The 12,779-nt window shown below is 68.5% G+C and carries 11 protein-coding genes, 1 pseudogene and 1 riboswitch; of the genes and pseudogenes, 9 read left to right on the top strand and 3 right to left on the bottom strand.

Features of this window, described 5'->3' with window-relative positions; all coding sequences use genetic code 11:
• Nucleotides 1-4 precede the first annotated feature (4 nt).
• From metX to NWFMUON74_RS30770, 3 genes are all read right to left on the bottom strand, one after another.
• Nucleotides 5-1,165 carry a homoserine O-acetyltransferase MetX gene (metX, locus tag NWFMUON74_RS30780; RefSeq protein ID WP_187685224.1) on the bottom strand — a complete coding sequence of 387 codons (1,161 nt, stop codon included), beginning with the start codon at nt 1,163-1,165 and terminating at the stop codon, nt 5-7.
• Complete coding sequence (locus NWFMUON74_RS30775; protein WP_187685223.1) at nt 1,162-1,410, bottom strand: hypothetical protein; 249 nt, start codon at nt 1,408-1,410, stop codon at nt 1,162-1,164. The genes metX and NWFMUON74_RS30775 overlap by 4 nt, the downstream gene beginning before the upstream one ends.
• A gap of 87 nt (nt 1,411-1,497) precedes the next feature.
• Nucleotides 1,498-1,608: riboswitch (SAM riboswitch) on the bottom strand.
• A gap of 51 nt (nt 1,609-1,659) precedes the next feature.
• Nucleotides 1,660-2,343 (bottom strand): TetR/AcrR family transcriptional regulator, encoded by a 684-nt coding sequence (locus NWFMUON74_RS30770; protein ID WP_187685222.1) that lies wholly within the window; start codon nt 2,341-2,343, stop codon nt 1,660-1,662.
• Nucleotides 2,344-2,479: 136 nt separating this feature from the next.
• On the opposite strand from NWFMUON74_RS30770, the gene NWFMUON74_RS30765 reads away from it, so the two are divergent.
• From NWFMUON74_RS30765 to NWFMUON74_RS30725, 9 genes and pseudogenes are all read left to right on the top strand, one after another.
• Nucleotides 2,480-3,970, top strand: a complete 1,491-nt coding sequence (locus tag NWFMUON74_RS30765) for an MFS transporter (protein WP_187685221.1) — start codon at nt 2,480-2,482, stop codon at nt 3,968-3,970.
• Nucleotides 3,971-4,235: 265 nt separating this feature from the next.
• Nucleotides 4,236-5,453: an NADP-dependent isocitrate dehydrogenase gene (locus NWFMUON74_RS30760; RefSeq protein WP_187685220.1), complete on the top strand. Its 1,218-nt coding sequence runs from the start codon at nt 4,236-4,238 to the stop codon at nt 5,451-5,453.
• A gap of 329 nt (nt 5,454-5,782) precedes the next feature.
• Entirely contained in the window at nt 5,783-6,979 is a 1,197-nt protein-coding gene (locus NWFMUON74_RS30755) for an MFS transporter (protein ID WP_232111247.1), read from the top strand.
• Between the two features lie 68 nt (nt 6,980-7,047).
• Nucleotides 7,048-7,692 carry a TetR/AcrR family transcriptional regulator gene (locus NWFMUON74_RS30750; RefSeq protein ID WP_187685219.1) on the top strand — a complete coding sequence of 215 codons (645 nt, stop codon included), beginning with the start codon at nt 7,048-7,050 and terminating at the stop codon, nt 7,690-7,692.
• Nucleotides 7,693-8,057: 365 nt separating this feature from the next.
• Nucleotides 8,058-9,272 (top strand): lipid-transfer protein, encoded by a 1,215-nt coding sequence (locus tag NWFMUON74_RS30745; RefSeq protein ID WP_187685218.1) that lies wholly within the window; start codon nt 8,058-8,060, stop codon nt 9,270-9,272.
• 27 nt (nt 9,273-9,299) lie between these two features.
• The gene (locus NWFMUON74_RS30740; RefSeq protein ID WP_187685217.1) at nt 9,300-9,737 is read left to right on the top strand and encodes a type II toxin-antitoxin system Rv0910 family toxin; all 438 of its coding nucleotides are present in this window, start codon (nt 9,300-9,302) and stop codon (nt 9,735-9,737) included.
• Nucleotides 9,734-10,609 (top strand): MaoC/PaaZ C-terminal domain-containing protein, encoded by an 876-nt coding sequence (locus tag NWFMUON74_RS30735; RefSeq protein WP_187685216.1) that lies wholly within the window; start codon nt 9,734-9,736, stop codon nt 10,607-10,609. The genes NWFMUON74_RS30740 and NWFMUON74_RS30735 overlap by 4 nt, the downstream gene beginning before the upstream one ends.
• 23 nt (nt 10,610-10,632) lie before the next feature.
• The gene (locus NWFMUON74_RS30730) at nt 10,633-11,502 is read left to right on the top strand and encodes an SDR family oxidoreductase (RefSeq protein ID WP_187685215.1); all 870 of its coding nucleotides are present in this window, start codon (nt 10,633-10,635) and stop codon (nt 11,500-11,502) included.
• Between the two features lie 24 nt (nt 11,503-11,526).
• A pseudogene (locus tag NWFMUON74_RS30725) lies at nt 11,527-12,778 on the top strand (acyl-CoA dehydrogenase family protein).
• Nucleotide 12,779: the final 1 nt, after the last annotated feature.

Below are 12,779 nucleotides of genomic sequence, written 5' to 3'. Positions count from 1 at the left end.
CGGCTCAGCGCGCGGCCCGCGCCGAGTGCACCAGCTCCATCGTCTCCATCAGCAGCTTGCCGACCGCCTCGGTCTCGGTGAGGAACCCGTCGTGCCCGTCGCGCGAGTGCACGACCTCGAGGCCGCGGCAGCCCGGCAGCAGATCGGCCAGCTCCTGCTGCGTGCGCAGCGGATACAGCCGATCCGAGTCGACGCCGCCCACGATGCACGGCACCGGGGTGGCCGCCAGCGCGGCCGCGATCCCGCCGCGCCCGCGGCCCACGTCGTGGCGGTTCATCGCCTCGGTCAGCAGCACGTAGGTGGCCGCGTCGAACCGGTGCACCAGCTTCTGCGCCTGATACTCCAGGTAGCTCTGCACCGCGTAACGGCCGCCGGCGCGCGGATCCTCGTCGCCCTGCGCGTGATTCTCGAAACGGTGGTCGAGCTCGAATTCGGTGCGGTAGGACAGGTGCGCGATGCGGCGGGCGATCCCCAGCCCGGCGATCGGCGCGCGCCCGGTGCCGTGATAGTTGCCGCCCTGCCAGTTCGGATCGGCCTGGATCGCGGCGATCTGGGTGGTCTGGGTGCCGATCTGGTCGGCGGTGGCGCGCGCTCCGACGGCCAGCACCAGCGCGGCCTCGACCCGCTGCGGAGAGCCGACCATCCACTCCAGCACCCGCATCCCGCCCATCGATCCGCCGACCACCGCGGCGAGCCGCTCGATGCCGAGCAGGTCACACAGCGCCACTTCGGCGGTCACCTGATCACGGATGGAGATTTCGGGAAACCTTGCGCCCCAGGGCTTTCCGTCCGGTGCGAGGGAGGACGGCCCGGTGCTGCCCTGGCAGCCGCCGAGCACATTGGTGGCGATCACGCACCACTGGTCGGTGTCGAGCGGGGCTCCCGGCCCCACGATGCCGTCCCACCAGCCCGGCAGCGGATGCACCTCGTCCGGCGGACCCACCACGTGCGAGTCGCCGGTCAGCGCGTGCTCGATGAGTACGACGTTGTCCGCGTCGGGCGACAACTCGCCCCAGCGCTGCACGGCCAGCTCGACCTCGGGGATCACCGCCCCGTTCTCCAGCCGGACCGCGCCGACGGCGATGGTGCCGAGCGTGCCGTCCGGCGGGGGCAACAGGGCAGCGGCGGCCGACCGGGCCGTCGTCGGTTCGGTGCTCACGGTCACCGCGCCGCCGTCGCGGGCCCGCCACAGCGGCCGGCCGGAACGTGATCGATGCCGTGCGCCGCCCCGCCGGTGACCGGGCGCCCGCCGCGCGACGGCCGCGCATGCTGGGCCGATGCCGGAGCGAGCAGGGGAGAACACACGTCTTCGATGGTAGCGATACGACCGGACGGCATCGGATGCTCGGTGCCGCGCGGGCCGTAGGAGATGTTCGCCGGGTCGCAGACAGCAGCAGTCGAGTCGCTCATGTACTACTCCAGGTGAAGGGGCCGTATGCGGCTGTCAGCGGGGCTCGGGTAGCGACCGGCAACAACACATTTCGGGGACCTCCTGATAAGTCGCGCTTGCTCTCGGCTTTCGAGAGCCCGGTCATCACCCGGAGCACCCCACCGCAACTGGAGGGTTGCCGGCCAGCGAGCCGGGGCTTGGCGCTGGCACTCATGACCTGACTGGGATGGTAGCGGATCGTCGGCGACGGGTGCGAGGCCAGGTCGCCGCTATCGCCGCGAGCCGGTGCCACCGCCGTCGGCCGCCGCCACGGGAATCGCGCAGCGGCGGACGAATTCGTCGTAGGCGCCGCGCACCGCCCGCACGCTGGCCTCCGCCGAGACCGCCGGTTCGCCCTCGGGCACCTCGGCATCACATTCCATGCCGGTGCGCAGGATCGCGTTGAAGGTGGCCGCGATGAGCCGGACGGTCATGGACTCGCTGTCGGCGCCGATGCGCTCGGCGAGCGCGGTGTGGATCTCGACGGTCTTGGTGTCGGCGATCTCCATGCTGCGCGCGCGGACCGTGGTGCTGGCCCGGCTGATCCGCTGCATCCGCTGGAACCACTCGAACGGCACCTCCCCCTCCGCGATGCTCTGTGCGGTGACGGCCAGGTAGGTGTCCAGCAGGGCCTGTAGTTCGTTGCCGGTGACCGGCTGCTTGCGCAGCTCCGCCCCGATCGCCTTGCCCCAGTCCTCGATCGGGGCGAGGACGATGTCCTCCTTCAGTTCGAAGTACCGGTTCACCGTGCGCGGCGACACGTCGGCCGCCTCCGCGATCTGCTCGACCGTCGTCGCCTCGAACCCGTTCGCGTCGCACAACCGCAGCGCCACCTCGATGATGCGGCGCCGGGTCTGCTGCTTCTTGCGTTCGCGCAGGCCGGCCTGGGCGGGACGCGGCGATGAGTCGAGCATGGCCCGATTCTATCGCTAACCGCTCTGAATGTGACTATGGACGCCAAATGTCACACTCAGACATTTTTCTCTTGACGCCAATTGTCGTCCGATGACACGATGGCGGCACACTTCTTCCGATGCAGGAGTCCCCCTCATGACCGAAACCGGGACACTCGTTCCACCCGACATATCGACCGAGCCCAAGAGCTCGGCCCGCTGGTGGGCGCTGGGCGTGATCGCCCTGGCCCAGCTCATGGTGGTGCTCGACGCCACGATCGTGACCATCTCGCTGCCGTTCGCCCAGCAGGATCTGGGCATCAGCGACGGCGACAAACAGTGGGTGCTCACCGCCTACACGCTGATCTTCGGCGGCCTGCTGCTGCTCGGCGGCCGCCTCGCCGACTACCTGGGCCGCCGCCGGATCTTCCTGATCGGCCTGGTCGGCTTCGCCGCCGCCTCGGCGCTGGCCGGGCTGGCGCAGAACTCCGCCGAGCTGTTCGCGGGCCGCGCGCTCCAAGGCGCGTTCGGCGCGCTGCTGGCCCCGGCGGCGCTGTCGCTGGTGTCGGTGACCTTCACCGAGGCGCGCGAAAGGGCAAGGGCCTTCGGCGTTTTCGCGGGCGTCTCGGCCGGTGGCGCGGCGATCGGCCTGATCGCCGGTGGCGCGCTCACCGAATACGCCAACTGGCGCTGGTGCCTGCTGGTGAACACGCCCGTCGCGCTGCTGGCGCTGGTCGGCGCGTTCGCGTTCGTCATCAAGGACGTGCCCGTGCCGCGGACCGGCGGCTACGACGTGCCGGGCGCGGTGACGGTGACCTTGGGCCTGATCTCGGTCGTGTACGGCTTCAGCCGCGCCGCCGACGACGGCTGGCTCGCCTCGTCCACGCTCGCGCTGCTGATCGCCGGGGTGGCGCTGCTGATCGCGTTCGTGGCGATCGAACGGCGCAGCGCCAATCCGCTACTGCCGCTGCATATTCCGGGCGAGCTGAACCGCGGCGGCTCGTTCCTGGTGGCATTGCTGGTGCCGATCGCGATGTTCGCGATGTTCATCAACCTGAGCTACTACCTGCAGATCACCCTCGGTTACAGCCCGCTGAAGGCCGGTGTCGCGTTCCTGCCGTTCCCGGTCGGCATCGTGATCTCCGCGGGCGTGGCCAGCGCGCTGCTGCCCCGCATCGGGCCGCGCCCGCTGATGATCGCCGGCGGCGTGCTGGGTATCGCGGGCCTGCTCTACCTGGCACAGCTGAACTTCGGCGACAGCTTCGCCGCGACCGTGCTGCCCGCCACCGTGCTCATCGCGCTGGGCATGGGAGCGCTGTTCGTGTCCATGCAGACCACCGCGCTGCACCAGGTCGAGGAGAAGGACTCCGGCGTGGCCAGTGCGCTGCTCAATGCCGCCCAGCAGGTCGGCGGCGCGATCGGCACGGCCCTGCTGACCACCATCTCGGTGCAGGTGGCCCAGCGCTACGCCGAGAACAACCCGACCGCCGACAACCTGATGGCCCGCGCCGCGATCCACAGCTACGACGTGGCCTTCTACATCGGCGCGGGTTTCTTCCTGGCCGCGATCGCGATCGTCGCGCTGATGATCCGCGACAAGCCGGAGAACCTGCTGGAGGGCGCCGAGCACGCGCCGATGGCTGTCTGATTACTCACAGGCGGGGAAGGGCCGGTGCCGCTGAGGTGGCACCGGCCCTCGTGCGCGTCCCGCGAATGTGACGCGGGCACCTCTCAATGGGGCAGCCCCTGGAAGTGAGACCCAGCGCACCAGTACGCTTGTCTTGTTTAGTACCTCGAAGTCTCGCGGACAACGCGGGGCGTATACGTTGTCTGTTGAACAGCTGGGGTCCGCTCACAAGCGTGTTCACCTGGCCGTGCAATGGGAGCACCTTCCTAGGAGGACACGAAGATCCATGTCCAAGATCAAGGTTGAAGGTACCGTCGTCGAACTCGATGGCGACGAGATGACCCGGATCATCTGGCAGTTCATCAAGGACAAATTGGTCCATCCGTACCTGGACATCAATCTCGAGTATTACGACCTCGGTATCGAGTATCGGGACAAGACCGACGATCAGGTGACCGTCGACGCCGCCAACGCCATCAAGCAGCACGGCGTGGGCGTCAAGTGCGCCACCATCACCCCGGACGAGGCGCGCGTCAAGGAATTCGGCCTGAAGAAGATGTGGCGGTCGCCCAACGGCACCATCCGCAACATCCTCGGCGGCACGATCTTCCGCGCTCCGATCATCATCTCCAACGTCCCGCGCCTGGTGCCGGGCTGGACGAAGCCGATCATCATCGGCCGGCACGCGTTCGGTGACCAGTACCGCGCCACCGACTTCAAGGTGCATCAGGCCGGCACCGTCACCCTGACCTTCACGCCCGAGGACGGCTCCGAGCCGATCCAGCACGAGGTCGTGCGGCTGCCCGAGGACGGCGGCGTGGTCATGGGCATGTACAACTTCAAGAAGTCCATCGAGGACTTCGCGCGCGCGTCGCTGAACTACGGACTGCAGCAGAACTACCCGGTCTACATGTCGACCAAGAACACCATCCTGAAGGCCTACGACGGCATGTTCAAGGACACCTTCCAGGAGATCTACGAGACCGAGTTCAAGAACGAGTTCGACGCCGCCGGCCTCACCTACGAGCACCGGTTGATCGACGACATGGTGGCCTCCGCGCTGAAGTGGGAGGGCGGCTACGTCTGGGCGTGCAAGAACTACGACGGCGACGTGCAGTCCGACACCGTGGCGCAGGGCTTCGGCTCGCTGGGCCTGATGACCTCGGTGCTGCTGACCCCGGACGGGCGGACCTGTGAGGCCGAGGCCGCGCACGGCACCGTGACCCGCCACTACCGTCAGCACCAGCAGGGCAAGCCGACCTCCACCAACCCGATCGCCTCGATCTTCGCGTGGACCCGCGGCATCGCCCATCGCGGCAAGCTGGACAACACCCCCGAGGTCATCGGCTTCGCGCAGACCCTCGAGGATGTCGTCATCAAGACCGTCGAGGACGGCCAGATGACCAAGGACCTGGCGCTGCTGGTCGGCGGCGATCAGGGCTACCTCACCACCGAGGAGTTCCTCGGCGTGCTCGACGCCAACCTGGCGCGCGAACTGCGCTAGGCCCCGCGAGAATTTCTCGTACCGCACATCCGGGCACCCGCCCCCACCGAACCCCGGTGGCCGCGGGTGCCCGAATTGTTTCCCGACCTCCCATGATTCGGGGTCGCGCGCTCGCGCCGCGAGCCGGGAGAAGGTACGGCATCGCGGTGCGGTGAGTGAGATCACCGGCGTCCGGGGATGCGCGAGCGTTCGCCGCCGTGTTGCGCTGTGTCGTGGCTTCCGTACCCGAGCCCGCCGTGGCCTTCCATCAGTCCCTGCCCACCACCCAGTCCCTGACCACCGCCTCGGTCGCGCCCGCGCGCGACCGTGGTGAGACGCCTGTTGCCGACGTGCCCGCGGTCGAGCGGCCCGACCGCACCGGGTGGCATGTTCCCGCGCTGCTGGCCCTGGCGCTCGGCGGATTCGGTATCGGCACCACCGAATTCGTCACCATGGGTTTGCTGCCGGATATCGCGCGTGCCATGAACGTGTCGGAGCCGACCGCCGGGCACGCGGTGTCGGCATACGCGCTGGGCGTGGTGGTCGGGGCGCCGGTGATCGCGGCGCTGTGCGCGCGGATGTCGCGCAAGCGTCTGCTCATCGCGTTGATGGCGGCCTTCACCATCGGCAATATCGCCACGGTGCTGGCGCCCTCGTTCGCCACGTTGACCGCCGCGCGCTTCGTCTCCGGCCTGCCGCACGGCGCGTACTTCGGCGTGGCGTCGCTGGCCGCGGCCAGCCTGGCGCCCGTCGGGCAGCGTGCCAAGGCGGTTGCCGCGGTTATGCTGGGGTTGAGCGCCGCCAACGTTGTCGGCGTTCCCGCGGCAACCTGGCTGGGGCAGCATCTGGGCTGGCGGGATGCCTACGCGGTGGTCGCCGTGATCGGTTTGGCGACGGTGTTCGCCATCGCGCGGTTCGTACCGGAACTCACCGGCGTCCGCGTCACAGACCCTCGCACCGAACTCGGCGCGCTCCGCCGCTCCCAGGTGCTGCTCACCCTGCTGGTGGGCGCTGTCGGCTTCGGCGGCATGTTCGCCGTCTACACCTACATCACCACCACGCTCACCGATGTCGCGGGCATGCCGATCGGGCTGGTGCCGATCGTGCTCGCGCTGTTCGGGCTGGGCATGATCGCCGGCAATATCGTCGGCGGCGTGCTGGCCGATCGCGGTGTGGACCGCGCGGTGTTCCTGGCGCTGCTGTCGATGGTCGTCATCCTCGCCGGATTCGTTGCGGCAGCGCACAATCCGTACACCGCGGGGGTCGGAGCCTTCCTGGTGGGCGCCTCCGGCGCGGCCCTGGCTCCCGGCTTGCAGATCCGCCTGATGGATGTAGCGCGCGATGCTGAGACCCTCGCTGCCGCACTCAACCACGCGGCTCTCAACATCGCCAATGCCGCGGGCGCGTGGCTCGGTGGCTTGGTGATCGCGGCGAATCTCGGCTACACGGCTCCGGCGGTGGTCGGCGCGGGGCTGGCGGTGGTGGGCGTGCTGACGTTCACCGGCACCGTGTGGCTCGCCCGCCGACGCCCTGCGACTCGCCTGTAGCCGCAGGGGGCCGGTAGCGATTCATGCGCATTTTCATTCACCACTGCATGTAAGTGTATGATTCCCGGATGGTCAGGCCCGCAGTCTCGAAACCACAGCGCCGCACGCAGGAGCAGCGCAGTAGCGAGATGCGCGTCCGGCTGCTCGACGCCACCATAGACTGCCTGGTCGAGTACGGCTACGCGGGCACCACGACGCCGCGGGTGGCCGAGCGCGCGGGCGTCACCCGGGGTGCGCAGGTGCACCATTTCGGGTCCAAGACCGATCTCGTCGTGGCCGCGATCAGCCACCTCGCGCAGCGCCGCACCGACGCGGCCATGCGGGAGCTGGGCCGGTTCCGGCACGAGGGCGACCCGGTCGCCGCGGTGCTGGATTTCCTGTGGGAACTGCATCAGGGTCCGCTGTTCATCGCGGCGATGGAGCTGTGGGTGGCCGGTCGCGTCGACCGGGTGCTGGCCGCCGAGATGGCGAAGGTCGAGCCGTTCGTCAACAACGCCGTGCTGATGGCGGTCGCCCAGTTGGTGCCCGACGAGGTCGACCGCAAGACCGCCCGCGATTTCGTCTACACCGCGATGGACGCGCTGCGCGGAATCCTGATGTCCAACTTCATCGATCCGGACTCCGACCGCGCGCTGCGCCGGTGGAAGCGCGCCTCGACGCACCTGCGTACCGCCGCCGAGTCGTCGCTGCCGGGCTTGCGTGCCGACGGCTGAGCGCGCGGTCGCCACGTGGCCCGGCTTGCGTGCCGAGGGCTGACGGTCGCCACGTTCCCCGGCTTGCCTGCCGACGACTGACGGTCGCCACGTTCCCCGCCTTGCCTGCCGACGGCTGAGCGTGGCATAGCCCGAACCGGCCTCGCGCACGGAGGCTGAGTGCGCGGCGCGAGCCGGGCGATGGCCGCGACGATCGGTATCGCGACCCGATGTCCGGCTGCGTACACGGCGGGATGTATGTCGCCGCGATTCGGCTGAGCTGCCGAGCAGGTACCGCTGCCGGAAATCACGCGCCTCCTCTTGCCTAGTTACATACATCTCTGTATGTTTGTTTCCGGATCAGACCACGCGAGGTGAGGAGTTCGATGGCGAACAAGGTCTACGTCGTCGGCGTCGGCATGACGAAGTTCGAGAAGCCGGGCCGGCGTCAGGTCGAGGACGCGGACGGCCCGCGGGCGTGGGACTACCCGGACATGGCGCGCGAGTCGGGCACCAAAGCCCTTGCCGACGCGGGCATTTCCTACGACCGCGTGCAGCAGGCGTACGTCGGCTATGTGTACGGCGAGTCGACCTCGGGCCAGCGCGCCGTCTACGAGCTGGGCATGACCGGCATCCCGGTGGTCAATGTCAACAACAACTGCTCCACCGGCTCCACCGCGCTCTATCTTGCGGCACAGGCGATTCGGGGCGGCCTGGCCGATTGCACCCTGGCCCTGGGCTTCGAGAAGATGCAGCCGGGCTCGCTCGGCTCCACCTGGGACGACCGCGAGCAGCCGATGGCCAAGCACATGATGGCGCTGGCGGAGATCTCCGAGGTGCTGTTCCCGCCCGCCCCGTGGATGTTCGGCGCCGCCGGTCGCGAGCACATGCGGGCGTACGGGACCACCGCCGAGCATTTCGCGAAGATCGGGTACAAGAATCACAAGCATTCGGTCAACAACCCGTATTCACAGTTCCAGGACGAGTATTCGCTCCAGGACATCCTCGACGCGCGGATGATCTACGACCCGCTGACCAAACTGCAGTGCTCGCCGACCTCCGACGGCTCCGGCGCGGCCATCCTGGCGTCGGAGAAGTTCGTCGACGAGCACGACCTGGCGAGCCAGGCGGTGGAGATCGTCGGCCAGGCCATGACCACCGACTTCGCCTCCACCTTCGACGGCACGGCCAAGAGCATCATCGGCTTCGACATGAACGTGCAGGCGGCGCGCCAGGTCTACGAGCAGTCCGGCCTGGGCCCGGAGGACTTCCAGGTCATCGAGCTGCACGACTGCTTCTCGGCCAACGAACTGCTGCTGTACGAGGCGCTGGGCCTGTGCGGCGAGGGCGAGGCCGGGAAGCTCGTCGACGACAACCAGACCACCTACGGCGGCAAGTGGGTGGTCAACCCGTCCGGTGGCCTCATCTCCAAGGGACATCCGCTGGGCGCAACGGGTTTGGCGCAGTGCAGCGAGCTGACCTGGCAGCTGCGCGGCCACTCGGACAAGCGGCAGGTGCCGAACGTCACCGCCGCGCTGCAACACAACATCGGCCTGGGCGGCGCGGCCGTCGTCACGGCCTACCAGCGCGCGGACCGCTGAGTCCGGCCGACGACGAAAGAGAGCACCATGGGCCACATCGAATACACCAAGACTCTGTCCGCCACCCCCGAGGCCCTGTGGGCCGTGGTCGGCAACCCGAACACCTGGGGCGACTGGTTCTCCATTCACGAGCGCTGGATGGAGGAGCCGCCGACGACGCTGGCGGTCGGCAACAAGCTGGTGGCCAAGGTGGTCATGCTGGGCATGGCCAACAAGTTCGAATGGAATGTCGCGGCGGTCGAGGCGCCGCGCACGCTGACCCTCACCGCGACCGGAATGGCCGGAGTCAAGGTCGAATTCACCTTCACCCTCGCGCCCGCCGCCGCGGGCACGGAGCTGTCGGTCAACGGTGACTTCGAGGGCGCGCTGATCAAGGGCGCGCTGGGCAAGGCGGTGGAGAAGGACGGCCGCAAGCAGCTCGAGAAGTCGCTCGAGCAGCTCGAGGCGCTGGCGGCCGCTGCGTGAGTACCGAAACCGGCGGCCGGGTAGTCGAATTCGACGATTCCGGCCTGAATCGCTGGTGCGACGAGGAACGTTTCGAGGTGCTGCCCGAGCGCATCGCCGAATACGCCGCCGCCACCAACGATCCCATCGAGGCGCATCGCAGCGGCGCGGTGGCGCCGCCCGTCTTCGCGATCGTGCCGGTCTTCGACGCCATGCTGGTGCCGGTCCTCGATGTGGCCCCGATGGACATCTTCGGCCGAGTCGTGCACGGCGAGCAGGACTTTCACTTCCACCGCCCGATCCGGCCGGGGGAGACGCTGGTCTCGCGGGCGCGGGCGATCGGGTACGCGGGCCGGTCCAACGGCAGCGGCATCACGGTGCACATCGAAAGCCGCACCGACTCCGGCGAACTCGTCAACGAGCAGTACCTGACCGCCTTCTTCCGCAACATCGATGCGGGCAGGACGGCGGGACAGGCCGCGCCGGAGCACAAGTTCGACGAGAACCTGCGCGCCCGGGACCCGGTCGCCGAGGTGCCCCAGCGCATCGACCTCGACCAGACCTACCGCTACGCACCGGCTTCGGGCGACCCGGTGCCGCTGCACCTGGACGAGGACGTCGCCAAGGACGCCGGGCTGCCGGGCATCATCGCGCACGGCCTGTGCACCATGGCCTTCGCCTCGTGGGCGGTGCTCACCGAGGTCGGCGGCTCGGATGTGGGCCGGCTGCGGCGGTTCGCGGTGCGGTTCGCCAAGCTGGTCTTCCCGGGCGACGAGCTGCGCACCCGGATCTGGAAGGTGAAGTCGGACAACGGCATCACCACCTACGCCTTCGAAACGGTGCGTGGCGAGGACGTCGTGCTCAGCGACGGCCTGGCCGAGATCGCGGACTGAACGAACACAGACAGGAGAGACGGATGGGCGCACTGGAAGGCAAGGTCGCCGTCATCACCGGCGCCGGCCGCGGTATCGGCCGCGAACACGCGCTGTTGTTCGCGCGGGAGGGCGCCGCGGTCGTGGTGAACGACCTCGGCGGCGACAACACCGGGACGGGCGCGGACGCCGGTCCGGCGCAGGAAGTGGTGAACGAGATCACCGCGGCGGGCGGCCGGGCGGTCGCCGACACCGGCGACATCGCCACCTGGGACGGCGCGAAAGATCTTGTCGACCTGGCGATTTCGGAGTTCGGTAAACTCGACGTGGTCGTCAACAACGCGGGCATCCTGCGCGACGGCTTCATCGCCGGGCTCGAGGAATCCCAATGGGACGCGGTGATCGCGGTGCATCTGAAGGGGCACTTCAACGTGCTACGGCACGCGGCGTCCTACTGGAAAGAGCAGGCCAAGGCGGGTAACCGGCCCAACGCCGCGGTCGTCAACACCGCCTCGGCCTCGGGCGTCACCGTTCCGAACGCCGGGCAGGCCAACTACGGGGCCGCGAAGGCGGGGATCGCCGCGCTCACCCTGGTAGCCGCCGACGAACTGGAGCGGTACGGGGTGCGGGTCAACGCGATCGCGCCGATGGCCCGCACCCGCCTGACCCTCGCCACCCCGGGCATGGGCGCGATCTTCGCCGCCGAGGTCCCCGAGGGCGAGTTCGACGCCTTCAGTCCCGCCAATATCTCGCCCCTGGTGGCCTATCTGGCCAGCGACAAGTGCGCGATCACGGGCAAGGTGTTCGCGGTGCAGGGCGGCGCCATCTCCGAACTGGCGGGCTGGCACGACGTGAAGACGATCGAGACCGAGGGCCCCTGGCTGATCGACGACATCGCCGCCCGCCTGCCATAACCACGAAAACCACTGGAGAACAACGTGTTCGAATGGTCCGAGACCGACGTACTGATCCGCGACGCGGTCCGCGGCTTCATCGCCAAGGAGGTCCGTCCGCACCTGGACGCCCTGGAGAGCGGCGAGATGCTGCCCTACCCCGTGATCCGAAAGCTGTTCGGCGAGTTCGGCATCGACGCGATGGGCGCCGAGGCGGTCGACAAGATGCTGGCCAAGCAGCGGGCCAAGGCCGAGCGGGCGGAATCCGCCGCGAAGCCCGGTGGGTCCGGCGGCGGCCCGTTCGGCGGCCAGGAGTCGCTGATGGCCGTGCTGATCAGCGAACTGTCCGGGGTGTGCATGGGGCTGGTCTCCGCGCTGGGCGTGTCGATCGGTCTCGGGGCCACCACCATCATGTCGCGCGGCACGCTCGCGCAGCAGGAGCGGTGGCTGAAGGACATCGTGACCATGAAAAAGGTCGCGGCGTGGGCGATCACGGAGCCCGACTCCGGGTCCGACGCCTTCGGCGGGATGAAGACCTACGTCAAGCGCGACGGCGAGGACTACATCCTCAACGGGCAGAAGACCTTCATCACCAACGGTCCCTACGCCGATACGGTGATCGTCTACGCCAAGCTCGAGGAGGGCGACGCGGGCGTCGACAAGCGCGACCGCAAGGTGCTGACCTTCGTGCTCGACAAGGGCATGGAGGGATTCACCCAGGGCAAACCGTTCCGGAAGATGGGCCTGCACGCCTCGCCGACCGGCGAACTGTTCTTCGACAACGTGCGCCTGGGCCGGGATCGGCTGCTCGGTGAGACCGAGGAGCACAGGGGCGGCGACGGCCGCGAGAGCGCCAGGTCCAGCTTCACCGCCGAGCGCCTCGGCGTCGGCTTCATGGCGCTGGGCATCATCAACGAATGCCACCGGCTCTGCGTCGATTACGCCAAGAGCCGCAAGCTGTGGGGCCAGGAGATCGGCCGCTTCCAGTTGGTGCAGCTCAAGCTGGCCAAGATGGAGGTGGCGCGAATCAACGTGCAGAACATGGTGTTCAACTCGATCGAGCGGGCCCGCGCCGGTAAGCCGCCGACACTCGCGGAGGCCTCGGCGATCAAGCTGTACTGCTCGGAGGCGGCCACCGAGGTCGCCATGGAGGCGGTGCAGTTGATTCGGCGGCAACGGCTACATGACCGAGTACCGCGTGGAACAGCTGGCCCGCGACGCGAAGTCGCTGATGATCTACGCGGGCAGCAACGAGATCCAGGTGACCCACATCGCCAAGGGCCTGCTCGGGGCATGAC

Origin of the sequence: Nocardia wallacei (assembly GCF_014466955.1) — a bacterium.
Classification (GTDB): Bacteria; Actinomycetota; Actinomycetes; order Mycobacteriales; family Mycobacteriaceae; genus Nocardia; species Nocardia wallacei.
Note: the sequence above shows the minus strand (reverse complement) of the source record. Positions and strands in the feature narration are given on the sequence as shown.